Below are 14,294 nucleotides of genomic sequence, written 5' to 3'. Positions count from 1 at the left end.
ACTCCGGGTGCCGATGAGGACGGTGGGTGCGAGGACCGCACGGAGGGGGAGCCGTGACGTTCCCGCACTCGTGGCCGCCGCCGATGTCAGCCCATGCCTCCGGCGGCGGCCTTCACACGCAACGAGCGGAATTCACCCAGGAGTTCATCCACCCGCTGCTGTCTCGGACGCACCGCGCCCGGCCGTACGGACGCGCCGCACGCCCACCGCGAGGTCTCGGGTAGTGCGCCTCAACCGGTACGGCGGGCTGCGGAACAAGAGCCCGGCAGGCGTTCGGGAGGCAACGAGTCGACCGGGGTCCTGGGCCGCACAGCCCACGGTAGTACCTGGCAGGCCCACCTGACAGGGCTCCGAATCAGCCGTCCTCGGCGTTGCCGGGGTCCGTCTCGTATGCACCTCCGTGCCACTACATGCCATACAGGGCGGTAAACAGCGGCCGGCAGAGACGCCCCACGGCCACCCCCCAGCCTCGCCCGCTGAAGGCATACCTGCAGGTCAGAGGCCACATCGACTCCCGCAGCCCGGGCGATTCCCAAGCTCAGAGCGCGGGTTCGATTCCCGTCACTCGCTCCAGTAAGCCCCCGGCCCAGCGGCCCGGGGCTTCTTTGTTTTCCGACTTACCGCGTCCTGTAAGGAGTGGTAGGTACACTCGCCTCCATGAGCAAGAAGGAGGCACTCACCCGCGCCGCTGCCGATCTCCTCTGGGAGCGGGGGTACACCGGTACCAGCCCGGCCATGATTCTGGAGCGGGCTCAGGCGGGGCAGGGGAGTATGTACCACCACTTCTCCGGCAAGGCCGAGCTCGCGGTGGCTGCCATGGTGCAGATGAGTGATCAGCTGCGGGCCCGTACCGAGGACGCGCTGGGTGGTGACGGGTCGGCCGTCTCGCGGATCAACGCCTTTCTCGATCTGGAGCGCGATCCGCTCGCCGGGTGCCGGATCGGGCGGCTGACGCAGGATCACGATGTCGTCAGCGACGACGTCCTGCGCGCGCCCGCCGCCGAGTTCTTCAGCTGGGTCGAGGGGCGGCTGGCGGGCGTGCTCGCGGACGGGGTGCGTACCGGGGAGCTCCGGGCCGACACCCGGCCCGACGTGATGGCGTCGTTGATCATCGCGGCGGTGCAGGGCGGGTACACCCTGGCCCGTGCCCATCAGGACCCGGCGGCGTTCCGGCAGGCCGTTGATGGGGTCAAGCAGGTCGTGGGGAATCTCGTTGCCGGTTCCGGGCGGGGCTGACGTCGGCGTTTGGACGTCTGCGGGCTATGAGGACGCTGGCCGCTGCGGCCAGCCCCGCCGCCGTCAGTGCCCACCAGGCCGCGTCCGGGTCCACCTGGAACAGCAGGCCGCACACCAGTGGGCCGGTGGCCGCGCCCAGGGAGACGCCCATCTGGCTGTACGCCGTGGCCCGTTGCTCCTGGCCGGGGTAGGGGAGGCCGATGGCGTAGTGGAGCAGGCCCGCCCAGCCCCAGCCGCCGCCGTACGCCAGCAGGGCGCCTACCGTCAGCGCGCCGAGGCCCGGCCGGGTCAGGAGCGCGGTGCCCGCCGCGCCCGTCAGGAACAGCACCGTCAACGCCGTCCAGGCCACGCCCGGCGCCCTGCCGACCAGCCAGCCCATCGCCAGGCGGACCGCGATGTTCAGCGCGGCACCCGCCGTCGCCACCGCTCCTGCCGTCGACAGCGACACCCCTCGGGTCGTCAGCGCGAGCACCAGGAAGCCGCCCAGGCCGTTCCCCACCATCGCGCCGAAGAAGCCCGCGCTGGTGAGGGCCAGGAGGAAGGGCTCCATGCGGAGGGCGGCGCCTCGGTCCCGTACCGGCGCTGGGTGCTGTGCGCCTGAGTGACCTTGTCGTACGAGAAAGGCGCCGCCCGCGCCGCACACCACCGCCGTCCCCGCGAACACCAGCCGCCAGCCCACCGGGCCCGCCAGCAGCGGCATCGCCACGCTCGCCAGCAGCGTGGCCGTCGGCACCGCGGCCTGCTTCAGGCCGAAGGCGAAGGCGCGCAGTCGGGGCGCGCATCGCCGCATGAGCAACGCGTTGGTGTGGGGCTGGGTGTAGCCGTAGGCGTAGCCCCCGGCCGCCGAGCTGATCCACAGGCCTGCGGACGGAGCCGTCGCCGCGGTGAGCAGGCCCAGGGCCGTGGCGAACAGGGCGATGCACAGGGTGCGTTCCACCACCGGCGGCAGCGCGGCCCGTCTGCTGACGAAGGCGCCCGACAGGGACGCCAGCCAGTACACGGCCAGGACGGCCCCCATCCGTACCGGGCTCCAGCCCAGTTCGGCGCAGATCAGGCCGTTCGCCGCGCCGGGCAGGAACACCGGCAGCGAGGTGAGGACGGTGACCGCCGCGACGCCCGACGCGGTGGACATCCCCGCCGGTGGAGGACCCGCGTCGGCCGTGTCGCGCGCCTCCGTACGGACAAGGACGCTCACGACGCGTTCACCTCGACCCTGCCCGTGGGCCGTTCCGCCCCGCACGCCAGCAACTCCCGGGCCACCGCGTCCGCGTCGCCCAGCGACACGGAGTCGACCCCCGGCCGTACGCCCGCCGCCGTCGCCCAGTGCACGCCCTCCGTGGGGATGCCGAGCGCGAACCTCCGGGGGTGGGCCCGGCCGTGCGCGTCCAGGAGGCGGCTCGGGCGCTCGGTCACCGCGAGCGCGCCGGTCTCGTGCGGGTCGCCGTCCGGGTTCGGCAGGCGGTACGGCGTGGCCTGACCCGTGTCGAGGAGGCCCCGCAGCAGCGGGTCGGCGGTCGCGCGTACGTCCGGGTCCTGGATGCGGGCCTCGATGAGGGTAGTGACGTGGACCGGCGACCCCGGCAGCACGGAGGAGGAAATGAGGAAGCCGTCGGATTTTGGCTCCGGTGTCGCTCGCATTCCTGGGCCCACCGGCTCCAGCACACCCGCACGGATCAGCGCGGCCATCTCCGCTATGCGCCGCCTGGGCGGGCCTATCGACAGCGCGGCATTGAACGGCGAGTACCAGCCCGTGAGTTCATCGCGGTAGGAGTTCCCGGTGAGACCCGCGTGATCCACCACCTGGCGTATCTCGTTCCGCAAATCACGCAGGGCGTCCAGAGCCGATTTGATCGGGTCGCCTACATTGCCTCCGCTTGCGCGCACGACATCTCGTTCCAGGTGGCCGACGAGCCATTGCGTGAACTCCCTTGGCCCGCTCAGCGCTTGGGCCTCATAGGGAGTTTCGACGGTCTCCCAGCTCCAGCGGTCGCCCTCCTCGATCCCGTACCGCCGCAACAGCTTCTCGTCCAACGGGCCGTCCGCATCGCCCAGCAGACAGCACCGCACGAATTCCTCCACCGCCTCGCCCGATTCACCGCGTCGGCGGAGCAGCGTCCGGTAATAGACGATCTCCACCTCCCGGGCGATCAGCGGCCAGACGTCCCTGCGGAAGCGGACGTCGCCGTGCGCGGCGGCGCGTTCCCGTAGCGCGGCGATCGTCTGCGGGGTGAACAGCAGCGGCTCGTGGCGTTCGCCCAGGCCCTTCTGGTTGTCGCCGCGCGCCTGGTACGGGACGCCCCGGCGGGAGCCCGCGTACAGGCGGGGCTCCCGGCCCGAGGCGCGGTAGTCGAGGCGGCCGTCCGCGCGCTCCACGAACGTGCCGCCGCGGCCCTGGGTGAACAGCGCCAGGTAGTCGAAGAAGGTGAGCCCGAGGCCGCGCAGCGCCACCGGCTCGCCGGGCCCGATCGCGTCGAGGTCCACGTCGGCGGGGTTGCCCGGCGCGATGTGGCGAGCCGCCAAGCCGGGCGCGGGCTCGGCCGCCAGATGGCCCTGGGCCAGGACCACCGCGTCGAGCACCAGCCGCTCCCCGCCCGCCAGCCGCAGCACCTGCCGCCCGTCCTCCTCCCCCAGTTCGACCGCCGTGTCCCGGTGGACCCGTACCGTCACATGGCGCGGCGCCGTCTCCACCGTCCGCCGGAACGCCCACCGCAGGTACCGCCCGTAAAGGGCGCGCGTGGGATAGGAGTTGGGCCCCAGCTCCCGCGCCTGCGCGACGACGTCGTCCGGGTACCCCTCGGCCTCGCCGACGACGGCCAGCAGGGTCGCCCACTCGTGGAGGTTGGGGCCCGGCACCACCGGGCCCGCGCAGGAGACGCTCGCGTCGGTGAACACCGTGATCTGCTCCGCGACCGTGTTCATCAGCAGGTGCGCGGACTGGTCCGTGCGCCAGACCCGGCCCGCGCCCGCCGGGGCCGGGTCGACGGTGTGCACGGTCACCGGGCGCGCGCCGGGATCCGCCGCCGCGTTGGCGCACAACCGCTCCAGGACGATGAGCCCGCGCGGCCCCGTCCCCACGATGCCGACGCTGAGCCGACCGTTCAACGCGAGCCCCACTTCTTCTGTTGTCCATGCTCGGGCAGTTGCCGATCCTAAGCCGAGAGCAAATCCATCAATGCGTCGCACGACCGATTGATTCATATGACACATAGATCTATTCATGCGCCTGCTGAATAAGTGGGGCGGTCCGCCTATTTCCCACCCCGCAATTCCTCCGGATAGCTTTCTGAACCGGCGAGCGAGGGTTGCCCGCAAGGTCGGGTTCCACCTGGCCGCGCGAGCGTGGAGAAGCAGAAATGCGCGGGAGCCTCCACGCTCGCGCAATCCCCGTCAACCGGCGGGCCGTTGCCGTCGAGGCGCGGCCGCCGGCCCCCACTTTCCGCCTTCCGGACGGAGAATCCTCATGGGTGATTCCACCCCCATCAAGTACAAGCCCTACAATCGGTCGTCGATCAAAAAGGCGCCGCAATGGGAGCGCATACCGCACGACCTGCGCGAAGCGGTCGACGTCGTGTCGCACGTGCTGCCGTTCAGGACCAACCAGTACGTGCTCGACGAGCTCATCGACTGGGACCGCATCCCCGACGACCCGATCTACCGGCTCAACTTCCCGCACCAGAGCATGCTCGACCCGGACGACTTCGCGACCCTGCGCGATCTCCTGCGGTCGGGCGACAAGCAGCAGTTGGCCAAGCAGATCCACGTGGTCCGCTCGCGGATGAACCCGCACCCGGCCGGCCAGCTGACGCACAACGTGCCGGAGCTGGACGGCGAGGTCGTCCCCGGGATCCAGCACAAGTACGCCCAGACGGTCCTCTTCTTCCCGAGCGCCGGGCAGACGTGCCACGCCTACTGCACCTTCTGCTTCCGGTGGCCGCAGTTCGTCGGCGAGGAGGACCTGCACTTCGCGGCCCGGGACGCGGCGGGGCTCGCCGCCTACCTCAAGCGGCACCCCGAGGTCACCGACGTCCTGATCACCGGCGGCGACCCGATGATCATGCGCACGGCCAATCTGGAGCGCTACCTCGAACCGCTCCTGGTGCCCGAGCTGGACCACATCCAGAACATCCGGATCGGCACCAAGGCCGTGGGCTACTGGCCGCAGCGCTTCGTCAGCGACGTGGACGCCGACGACCTGCTGCGCCTGTTCGAGCGCGTGGTGGGCGCGGGCAAGCACCTCGCGCTGATGGGCCACTACAACCACCCGGCCGAACTGCGCCCCGCCATCGCGCAGGACGCCCTGCGGCGCATCACCGCGACCGGCGCCGTCGTGCGCATGCAGTCGCCCGTGCTGCGGCACATCAACGACGCCCCGGCCGCCTGGCACGAGCTGTGGACCACGGGCGTGAAGCTGGGCGCCATCCCGTACTACATGTTCGTCGAGCGGGACACCGGCGCGCGCTCCTACTTCGAGCTGCCGCTGGCCGAGGCGTACGACATCTTCCGCACGGCGTACGCGGGCGTCTCCGGGCTTTCGCGCACCGTGCGCGGGCCCTCGATGAGCGCGTTCCCCGGCAAGGTCCTGATCGACGGTACGCCGACGATCCGGGGCGAGAAGGTCTTCGCCCTGCAACTGCTCCAGGCGCGCCGCGGCGGTCTCGTCCGGCAGCCCTTCTACGCGAAGTTCGACCCGGCCGCGACCTGGTTCGACCAGCTCGAACCCGCCTTCGGGGAGAGCAAGTTCCTCTTCGAGGAGGAGCCGTCGGCCGCCGACTCCTCCGTGCTCGGCAAGCCGCTCGACCTCGTGGGGGCGTGAGGGACATGGCCGAGGACACGCCTCCTGAGTACGAGGTCCTGGCGCTCCGGTTCGGTACGCACGCCGACCGGCCCGCGCGGGACAACTTCCTGGTCAACGAGGGGCAGTTCACCCCGGGCAGCGACATGCCCATGGACTTCTACCTGTGGGTGATCCGCAACGACCGGCACTTCCTGCTCGTGGACACCGGGTTCAACGAGGAGATGGCGCGGCGCCGGGGCCGCACCCTGTTCCGCTGCCCGGTCGACGCGCTGGCCGACCTCGGCGTGGCGGCCGAGGACGTCTCGGACGTGGTCGTCACGCACATGCACTACGACCACGCGGGCAACCTGGACCGCTTCCCGCACGCCCGGATCCATCTGCAGGAGGACGAGCTCCGCTTCTGCACCGGCCCCGCCATGCGCCACCACGTCGTGCGCAAGCCCTTCGAGCCGGTCAACGTGAAGACGGCGGTCCAGGGGCTGTTCGAGGACCAGCTCGTCCTGCACCGGGGGGAAGCGGAGATCATCCCCGGCGTGACCGTGCATCCGGTGCCGGGCCACACGCCGGGCACCCAGGTGGTCCGCGTCCCCACCGCGCGCGGCTGGGTCGTGCTGGCGAGCGACGCCACGCACCTGTGGGCGAACATCCGGCTGCGCAGCCCGTTCCCCATCCTCGACCACCTCACTCCGATGCTGGAGGGGTACGAGAAGATCGAGGCGCTGGCCGACGGCGACGACCACATCATCCCCGGCCACGACCCCCAGGTCGCCCTGCGGTTCCCGGCGCTGCCGGGGGCGCCCGACTGGGTGCGGCTCCACGAGCCCGCGCTCGACAGCCTGGAAGCCGCCGCCGTGGCCGGTGGAGCCGTCCGATGACGGCGCTCCAGGTGGCAGTCGTCGGAGTGGGCCCGCGCGGCCTGAGCGTGCTCCAGCGGATCTCCGACCTCGCGGACCGGCTGCCCGAGGGGCGCACGCTGGACGTGCACCTCATCGACCCGGGCGACGGCGGCCAGGGCACGCACTCGGCCCGCCAGCCCTCCCACCTGCTGACCAACACCGTCGCCAGCCAGGTGACGATGTTCGCCGACAACCGGGGACCCTCGTTCACCGAGTGGGCGCAGTCCGCCGGGTACCGGGAGTTCGACGGCGTCTTCCACCCGACCGGTGGCGAATCGGGCGAGCCGCTGGGCGAGCACGCCTATCTGCCCCGGCAGATCCTCGGCGCGTATCTCAGCTGGGTCTTCGACCGGACCGTCCGCACGCTGCCGCCGCAGGTGCGGGTCGTCCACCACCGCGACCGGGCCGTGGACATCGAGCAGAGGGACGGCGACCGGTTCGTGGTCCACCTGGAGAAGGGCTTCGCCCTCCCCAGCGACTACGTCTTCCTCACCACCGGACACTGCGAGCGGATCCCGACCGAGGAGGACCTCGCGTACGAGGAGTTCGCCCGGGAGCACGCGGACCGCAACCCGGCGCTCGCGTACTGCTCCACGCCCTATCCGGTCGAACGACTCCAGGCGATCGCGCCCGGCTCGACCGTCGCGGTCCAGGGGTTCGGGCTGACCGCGCACGACGTCATCTCCGAGCTCACGGTCGGGCGCGGCGGTACGTTCCACGGCTCCGGCCACGCCATGGAGTACCGCCCCTCGGGGCGCGAACCCAAGATCCTCCTCTTCTCCCGCCAGTGCCTGCCGTTCAGCGCGCGCGGAGTGAACCAGAAGGGGATCACCGGGGCGCACCGGCCGCGGTTCTTCACCAAGGAAGCGGTGCGGCGGGCGCGGGAGCGGGCGGCCGAGCGCGGCGACTCCCGGCTCGACTTCACCGAGGACGTCCTTCCGCTCCTGCTGCGCGAGATGGGCTACGCCTATCGCGCGGCGGAGCAGCGCTCCCTTCCGCCCGAGGAGTACGAGCTCACCGAGGCCGACCGCCGGGTGGTCGAGGAGATCCTCGACCCGCTGGGCGGGCTGGACTTCGCCAACCAGGGCGCGTTCACGAAGTTCTTCGTGGACTACGTCGAGGACGACCTGGAGCACGCGGAGCTGGGCAACACCACGAGCCCGCTGAAGGCCGCCACGGACGTCATCCGCGACACCCGGGCGAGTCTGCGGGAGGCCGTCGAGTTCTCCGGGCTGACGCCCGCGTCCCACCGGACGTTCAACGCCACGTACGTGCCGGTCATGAACCGGGTCTCGTTCGGCCCGCCCCGGCACCGTAACTACCAGCTCCTGGCCCTGCTGCGGGCCGGGATGGTGGACCTGGCCGGCGGGCCCGGCGGGCGGCTGGTGCTCGACCGGGAGGCGGCGCGGTTCGCCGTCCGCACCGACTACCCGGACGGCCCCGAGATCCGCCACGCCGACGCCCTGGTGGTCGCCCGGCTCGACGCGTTCCACCCCGAGCACGACAGGTCGCCGCTGATCGCCGGACTCCTGGGGCGCGGGCTCGTCCGCCCTTACGCGAACGGCCCGTTCACACCGGGCGGCCTCGACATCGACGAGCAGGGCCGCCCGCTCACCGCGGCGGGCGAGCCGCTGCGCACCGCCTGGGCGGTCGGCTATCTCGTCGAGGGCCCGCGGTTCTACACCCACGCGCTGCCGCGCCAGGGCATGACCTCGCAGTTCACCCTCGACGCCGACGCCGCCGTGCGCGGCATGGTCGGGCACATCCAGGACCTGCACGACACCAGCCAGGAGGACGAGCATGCCGGTGCAGAGCGGAAGCCAGTTTCCCTACCCGGAGTTCCGTAAGCGCCATGTGCAGGAGCGGCCCGAACCGGTCGTCTGGCCGTGGGAGAGCCTGGCCAAGGAAATCGAGGCGGCCGAGCACACGGAATACGGCACGGTCACGCTGGCCGCGCCCGGAGGCGACCACCAGGTCATTCCGGGAACGTCGATGACCTTCCAGTCCGTACGGCCCGGTGACCGCACCACGCCGCACACGCACTCCTGGTGGCATCTCTACTTCGTACGGTCCGGATCGGGCGTCCTCGTATTCGACGAGACGGACGAGACGGTCGCGCTCGCAGACGGCGACATCGTGCTGATCCCGGCGTGGCACGTCCACCACTTCGAGAACCACGGGGCGGACACGGATCTGCTGCTGCTCAACATGTCGAACCTGCCGCAAATGGCCGGTCTGCACAACAAGTTCTCCAAAGAGAACGCTTAAGAGAAAACACATCAGGAGGCGGACATGGCGGACATGTTCAAGCGCATCGACCACATCGGTGTGGTCGTCGACGACATCAGCGAAGCGAGGGCGCTCCTGGAGAGCCTGGGAATGCGGCTGGAACGGGCCGAGGAGGTACCGGCCCGGAACGTGAAGATCGCGTTCTACCACTGCGGGGACGGCCGCATCGAGCTCATCGAGCCCACCACTCCGGAGGCCCGGCAGCGCCGGCTGGGCGAGGGCAACAAGGCCCGCCTTGAGCACATCGGCGTCGAGGTCGACGACGTGTCCCAGATGATGCGGGCGGTCCAGGGCCTCGGCATCGAGCTCACCACGAGCGAGCCCGTCCCGGTCGGTCCGAACCTCAACGCGTGGACTGAGCCCGGGACTTCGAAGGGCATCCAGTTCCAGCTGGTCCAGCGGGACGCCGTCCAGTAGGCCGGTGACCGGCCTGCGACGCCTCGCGTTGCAGCCTGTACCTACTAGTAGCTACAGTCCTGGATGTGGATTCCTTGAAGACGTCTCCTGCACATGACCAAGCGCGAGCCGGGACAGAGCAAGGCGCATCCAGACCGGACGGGCGCCGGTCGACCTGGCTGCTGATCTCCCTGCTCGGCGGCATGTTCCTCGGGAACGTGGACATCGCCGTCGTCAACGTCGCGATCCCCTCGATCCGCGACCGGCTGCACGCGTCCGGCGGTGAGCTGGAGCTCATCGTCTCGGGCTACACGCTCGCGTACGCGATGCTGCTGATCACCGGTGCGCGGCTGGGGGAGATCCGCGGGCGGCGCCGGACCTACCTGTTCGGGCTCGCCGTCTTCACGCTGTCCTCGCTCGCGTGCGGCCTCGCTCCTGACAGCACCACGCTGGTGGGCGCGCGGGTCGTGCAGGGGCTCGGCGCCGCTCTGATGGTGTCGCAGGTCCTGACGGGCATTCAGGTCAACTTCGAGGGCGCCGCGCGTCGGCGGGCCCTGGGCACCTACACCGGTGTCCTCGGCGTGAGTTCGGTGATCGGACAGGCGCTCGGCGGGGTCCTGGTGTCTGCCGACATCCTGGGCATGGACTGGCGGCCCATCTTCCTGATCAACGTGCCGATCGGGATCGCCCTGTTCGTCACCTCGTACACCTTCCTGCCCGCCGACGAGAGCACCGGGCGGAAGAAGCTGGACCTGCGGGGCGTCGGGCTGCTGTCGCTCGCCCTGTTCCTGCTGGTGACACCGCTGGTGCTGGGGCAGGACGAGGGCTGGCCGCTGTGGACGTGGGTCAGCCTGATCGCGTCCGTGCCGGTCTTCGCCCTGTTCGTCGGGGTGGAGCGGGGCATCGCGCGGCGCGGCGGCGACCCGCTGATGAACGTCTCACTGCTCGCCCGCAGGCAGATCGCGCTGGCGCTGGTCTCCCAAGGAGCCACCCGGGCCGGGTACTTCGCGCTGCTGTTCGTCCTCGCGATCTACCTCCAGCAGGGGCTCGGCAAGAGCGCGGTGTACGCGGGACTGGTCCCGATCGCGTGGGTGGCGACGTTCGCGCTGGTCGGGCCGGTGCTCGGCCGGACGGGGCCGCGCATCCGCAAGCTCGCGGCGCCCGTCGGCGGTCTGCTGATGGCGGTGGCGTTCGCCGGTGTGGCGGCCGGCGCGCAGAGCACCGGCTGGCTGATTGTCCTCCTCGGCATCGGGGGCGTCGGGTACGGCGCGGCGTTCAGCGGGACGCTCGCCCGTCTGACGGACTCCGTCGAAGCGCGGTACGCGCCGGACGTGAGCGGTCTGTTCAACACGACGCTCCAGGTCGGCGGAACCATGGGTGTGGCGGTCTTCGGAACCGTATATCTGGGACTCGTCGAACACAGCGGTGATCCGCGGGACGCGTTCAGTACGACCAACGCGGTTCTGGCGCTCGTGTCGCTCGCCGCGTCCGCGCTGATCGCGCTCGCGGGAAAGGCCGAGGCGGCTAACAAGCCCGCACAGAGCTGATATTGACCTTGCTTATCCCCGCAAGAAAAAGCAAACGAATCGAAAAGAAATGGAGTTCGTACTGTGGATGTCATCCGTCACCCCGGAGATGCGATCAAGGGGCCCGAGGACCGCTTCTTCGGTGATGTGTGGCTGTGGCCGCGCATCGGCGCCACCGCCCACACGGAAGTACGGAACGTGCTGTTCACGCCCGGCTCCCGCAGTGCCTGGCACCGGCACCCGGCGGGGCAGGTCCTGCACGTCACCGAGGGTGTGGGGGTCGTCGGCTACCGGGGCGGCGAGCGCCAGGAGATCCGCGCGGGCGACACGGTCGTGTGCCACCCGGGCGAAGAGCACTGGCACGGCGCGGGCCCTAACACGTTCATGACGCACATAGCCGTCACGGACGGTCCGACGGAATGGAAGGAACACGTGACGGAGGCCGAGTACCGGGACTGAAACCCGGCCGGGTGGAGCGTCGGCGCGGGGCCCCCATCCCCGCGCCGACGGGCCATTGAGAGGGCGAACTCCGCTGTTCCCTCTGTAGGTTCACGATTACCCCGCGATGACCCTTGGGAGAAATGACTCAGGTATCGTGCGCTCCCACAACCAAGTGCCGCCCGACGGTGTAAAGGCTCCCTTCGCGGCATTACATATGCTGCTGTCCATGAGTATCGAGCTGCATCACTTGCGCGGGTTTCTGGCCTTGGCAGACGAGAAGCACTTCACCCGGGCCGCGAAGCGGATGAACGTGTCCCAGCCGACGCTCAGTCGCACCATCCGACGCCTCGAAGAACTGGTCGGCCGGCGCCTGCTGGAACGGACCACGCGTCAGGTCGCTCTCACCCCGGCCGGTGAGGATCTCTATGACCAACTCCGGGTCATCATTCCCCGCTTGGAAGCGGCGCTGCGGCCCGAAGTCCACGAGGACGTGTTTCGCGTGGGGTTCGCCTGGGGCTTTCCCACGGGATGGACGCAGGAGGTCATCGCGTCCTTCGAGGCGGAGACCGGGATGTCGGTACGGGTCCACCGCCATGACGCGAAACTCGCGGGGGTGGACCGGGGCGACGCCGACCTGGCGATCCTCCGGGGCCGTATATCCGCCGCGAACATGCGGTCCGTCACCCTGCTGCAAGAGCGCCGGATCGTGGCGGTGTCGACGCGTTCGGAACTCGCCGGGCAGGAGGAGATCCGCTGGGAGGAGATCGCCGACCACCGGCTCGTCCTCAACGAGGTGAGCGGCACGACCGACTTGGCGGACTGGCCGGCGGACCGCCGCCCCAGTGTCTCCGTGGTCTGCCGCAACTTCGACGAGTGGCTGGAGGCCGTCGCGTCCAACAAGGGCGTGGGCGTGGTGCCGGAGTTCGTCGGCCGCCAGCACATCCACCCCTTCGTGTCGTTCCTGTCCGTCCCCGACGCGCCGCGCGTCCCCCTCAACCTGGTCTTTCCGCAGCAGGGCGGACATCCGCTGATCCGCCGGTTCGTGGCGATGGCCCAGGCGGCGCTCGGTACGCCGACCGACTGTGCGGACTGACCGGATCAGTCGAGAGTGCGGCGCGCCAGCGTCGCCAGCCCCGCCGCGATGCGCTCCCCGCTGAGGCCCAGCTCGCGCTGGTGGCGGAACAACTCGGGGGCCAGCGGCGCCAGTAGCTGGTCGGCGAGCGTCTGCGGGTCGTCGAGCCCGGCCTCGCGCACCAGCTGGGCGACGTGCGCGCGCCAGAAGCCGTACGCACCCGTCCCGTACCGCGCCGCCCCCGTCTCCGCGCCCAGGGCCAGCGGAAGGTGGGCTTCCAGAAGGGCGGCCATCTCCGCGTAGAACGCGGCCAGCCGCTCCCCCGGCGACGCGGACCGCCCGCCCGGCTCCCCGGGCCCCAGCGGCGGTGCGCCGCGCAGCAGTTTCTCCTGGAGGGCCCGCTCGTGCTCGTCGAGCAGGGCGCGGGCGATCGCCGCACGGTCGGGATAGCGGCGGTAGAGCGTCCCCCGGCCGACTCCGGCGGCCTTCGCGATGTCCTCCATGGTCACCGAGGCGGGGTCGCGCTCGGCGAAGAGCCGCTCGGCGGCCGCGAGGATACGGGCCCGGTTGCGGGCCGCGTCGGCCCGCTCGGGGGGCGCGGACCCGGCCTGGGGCAGCAGCGGAAGTTCACTCACTCCCTCACCCTAGAAGGCAAGTGGACACGCTGTCCACTTAGGCGTACGGTCCCGTTGCGGGGCAAGTGGACAACGCGTCCACTTACTCCCTTCGGCTTGCAACACCCGGACCTTCCAAGGGAGTTCTCCATGCCGCACCTCCTGCACCTCGACTCCAGCGCCCGCCGCGACTCCTTCTCCCGACGGCTGGGGGCGACGTTCACGACCGCGTGGCGGACGGCCGGCGGCGGCACCGTGACGTACCGGGACCTCGCCGCCGAGCCGGTGCCGCCGATCGGGGAGGCGTGGACCCGTATCTGCGACACGCTGCTGCGCGAGGGCATCACCGACATCGACCGTTACGCCGAGGCCGTCCGCACCGACGAGGAGCGGGCGGCCTGGGCGGTCGTCGAACCGCTCCTCGCCGAGCTGGTCGCCGCCGATGTCGTCCTCATCGGGGCGCCGATGTACAACTTCGGGGTCCCGGCCGCCCTCAAGGCGTGGATCGACCAGGTCACGTTCCCCAAGATGGTGCTGGCCCCGCGCAAATTCGTGGTCGCCTCCGCCCGCGGCGGCGCCTACGGCCCCGGCCTGCCCCGAGAGCCGTACGACCACCAGGGCCGCTACCTCCTGGACTTCTTCCGGGGCCACTACGCCGTCGACGACGCGGAGATCATCAGCGCCGAACTCGTCAACGCCCGCGTCGACCCCACGCTGGCCGCACGCCTCGACCAGCACCGCGAGTCGTCGGCCGAAGCGACCAGGGCGGCGCGTGAACTCGCGGAAAAACTGGCCCACTTCAGCTGCTCCTGATCGTGGCGCGGCTGACCACGGGCGAGCAGGGAGCGGAAGGAGGCCCGGGGCCGACAGCCCCGGGCCCCCTTCGTCGTCAGACCCGGGTCGGTTCCGCCACGCGGGAGGCCGGGGTCGGGTGGGCGGACCAGGTCGGGGTGCCGGTGGGGCGGTAGCCGTTGGACGGGTCCAGGGCCAGGGTGTTGAGACGGGCCTGGGCGTCCAGGTGGGCGATCA

At 70.7% G+C, this 14,294-nt stretch carries 13 protein-coding genes; 10 read left to right on the top strand and 3 right to left on the bottom strand.

The window, feature by feature from the left end:
- Positions 1-657: 657 nt before the first annotated feature.
- Entirely contained in the window at positions 658-1,236 is a 579-nt protein-coding gene (locus tag IE252_RS03945; protein ID WP_190087882.1) for a TetR family transcriptional regulator C-terminal domain-containing protein, read from the top strand.
- Here the strand turns inward: IE252_RS03945 and IE252_RS03940 are convergent.
- Both IE252_RS03940 and IE252_RS03935 read right to left on the bottom strand, forming a co-directional pair.
- Positions 1,190-2,431, bottom strand: a complete 1,242-nt coding sequence (locus IE252_RS03940; protein ID WP_190087881.1) for an MFS transporter — start codon at positions 2,429-2,431, stop codon at positions 1,190-1,192. The two genes, IE252_RS03945 and IE252_RS03940, sit on opposite strands and share 47 nt — an antisense overlap.
- Positions 2,428-4,338 (bottom strand): FAD/NAD(P)-binding protein, encoded by a 1,911-nt coding sequence (locus tag IE252_RS03935; protein WP_229847981.1) that lies wholly within the window; start codon positions 4,336-4,338, stop codon positions 2,428-2,430. The genes IE252_RS03940 and IE252_RS03935 overlap by 4 nt, the downstream gene beginning before the upstream one ends.
- A 358-nt stretch (positions 4,339-4,696) precedes the next feature.
- On the opposite strand from IE252_RS03935, the gene IE252_RS03930 reads away from it, so the two are divergent.
- From IE252_RS03930 to IE252_RS43040, 8 genes are all read left to right on the top strand, one after another.
- Positions 4,697-6,049 carry a KamA family radical SAM protein gene (locus tag IE252_RS03930; protein ID WP_190087879.1) on the top strand — a complete coding sequence of 451 codons (1,353 nt, stop codon included), beginning with the start codon at positions 4,697-4,699 and terminating at the stop codon, positions 6,047-6,049.
- Positions 6,050-6,054: 5 nt separating this feature from the next.
- Positions 6,055-6,906, top strand: a complete 852-nt coding sequence (locus IE252_RS03925) for an N-acyl homoserine lactonase family protein (RefSeq protein ID WP_190087878.1) — start codon at positions 6,055-6,057, stop codon at positions 6,904-6,906.
- Positions 6,903-8,774 carry an FAD/NAD(P)-binding protein gene (locus tag IE252_RS03920; RefSeq protein ID WP_229847979.1) on the top strand — a complete coding sequence of 624 codons (1,872 nt, stop codon included), beginning with the start codon at positions 6,903-6,905 and terminating at the stop codon, positions 8,772-8,774. The genes IE252_RS03925 and IE252_RS03920 overlap by 4 nt, the downstream gene beginning before the upstream one ends.
- Positions 8,728-9,195, top strand: a complete 468-nt coding sequence (locus IE252_RS03915) for a cupin domain-containing protein (protein ID WP_190087877.1) — start codon at positions 8,728-8,730, stop codon at positions 9,193-9,195. Before IE252_RS03920 ends, IE252_RS03915 begins: the two co-directional genes overlap by 47 nt.
- A gap of 24 nt (positions 9,196-9,219) precedes the next feature.
- The gene (locus IE252_RS03910) at positions 9,220-9,633 is read left to right on the top strand and encodes a VOC family protein (RefSeq protein ID WP_190087876.1); all 414 of its coding nucleotides are present in this window, start codon (positions 9,220-9,222) and stop codon (positions 9,631-9,633) included.
- A gap of 182 nt (positions 9,634-9,815) precedes the next feature.
- A complete protein-coding gene (locus IE252_RS03905) occupies positions 9,816-11,159 on the top strand; it encodes an MFS transporter (RefSeq protein WP_190087875.1) in 1,344 nt (447 codons plus the stop codon).
- Positions 11,160-11,222: 63 nt separating this feature from the next.
- Positions 11,223-11,597 carry a cupin domain-containing protein gene (locus IE252_RS03900; protein ID WP_190087874.1) on the top strand — a complete coding sequence of 125 codons (375 nt, stop codon included), beginning with the start codon at positions 11,223-11,225 and terminating at the stop codon, positions 11,595-11,597.
- Positions 11,598-11,805: 208 nt separating this feature from the next.
- Positions 11,806-12,672, top strand: coding sequence for a LysR family transcriptional regulator (locus IE252_RS43040; RefSeq protein ID WP_268248387.1), 867 nt, complete (start codon positions 11,806-11,808; stop codon positions 12,670-12,672).
- Between the two features lie 5 nt (positions 12,673-12,677).
- Here IE252_RS43040 and IE252_RS03890 read toward each other — a convergent pair whose 3' ends face one another.
- Positions 12,678-13,286 (bottom strand): TetR/AcrR family transcriptional regulator, encoded by a 609-nt coding sequence (locus IE252_RS03890; RefSeq protein ID WP_190087872.1) that lies wholly within the window; start codon positions 13,284-13,286, stop codon positions 12,678-12,680.
- Between the two features lie 129 nt (positions 13,287-13,415).
- Here IE252_RS03890 and IE252_RS03885 point away from each other — a divergent pair, with 129 nt between their 5' ends.
- Positions 13,416-14,078 (top strand): FMN-dependent NADH-azoreductase, encoded by a 663-nt coding sequence (locus IE252_RS03885; protein WP_190087871.1) that lies wholly within the window; start codon positions 13,416-13,418, stop codon positions 14,076-14,078.
- Positions 14,079-14,294 lie beyond the last annotated feature (216 nt).

The sequence above is a fragment of the Streptomyces melanogenes genome, assembly GCF_014649795.1.
Taxonomy (GTDB): Bacteria; Actinomycetota; Actinomycetes; order Streptomycetales; family Streptomycetaceae; genus Streptomyces; species Streptomyces noboritoensis.
Note: the sequence above shows the minus strand (reverse complement) of the source record. Positions and strands in the feature narration are given on the sequence as shown.

Excerpts from the sequence above, each read along its gene's own strand:
- IE252_RS03945 (WP_190087882.1), top strand. The coding sequence starts at position 658 with ATGAGCAAGAAGGAGGCACTCACCCGCGCCGCTGCCGATCTCCTCTGG.
- IE252_RS03915 (WP_190087877.1), top strand. The coding sequence starts at position 8,728 with ATGCCGGTGCAGAGCGGAAGCCAGTTTCCCTACCCGGAGTTCCGTAAG.
- IE252_RS03920 (WP_229847979.1), top strand. The coding sequence starts at position 6,903 with ATGACGGCGCTCCAGGTGGCAGTCGTCGGAGTGGGCCCGCGCGGCCTG.
- IE252_RS03910 (WP_190087876.1), top strand. The coding sequence starts at position 9,220 with ATGGCGGACATGTTCAAGCGCATCGACCACATCGGTGTGGTCGTCGAC.
- IE252_RS03905 (WP_190087875.1), top strand. The coding sequence starts at position 9,816 with ATGTTCCTCGGGAACGTGGACATCGCCGTCGTCAACGTCGCGATCCCC.
- IE252_RS43040 (WP_268248387.1), top strand. The coding sequence starts at position 11,806 with ATGAGTATCGAGCTGCATCACTTGCGCGGGTTTCTGGCCTTGGCAGAC.
- IE252_RS03925 (WP_190087878.1), top strand. The coding sequence starts at position 6,055 with ATGGCCGAGGACACGCCTCCTGAGTACGAGGTCCTGGCGCTCCGGTTC.
- IE252_RS03930 (WP_190087879.1), top strand. The coding sequence starts at position 4,697 with ATGGGTGATTCCACCCCCATCAAGTACAAGCCCTACAATCGGTCGTCG.
- IE252_RS03885 (WP_190087871.1), top strand. The coding sequence starts at position 13,416 with ATGCCGCACCTCCTGCACCTCGACTCCAGCGCCCGCCGCGACTCCTTC.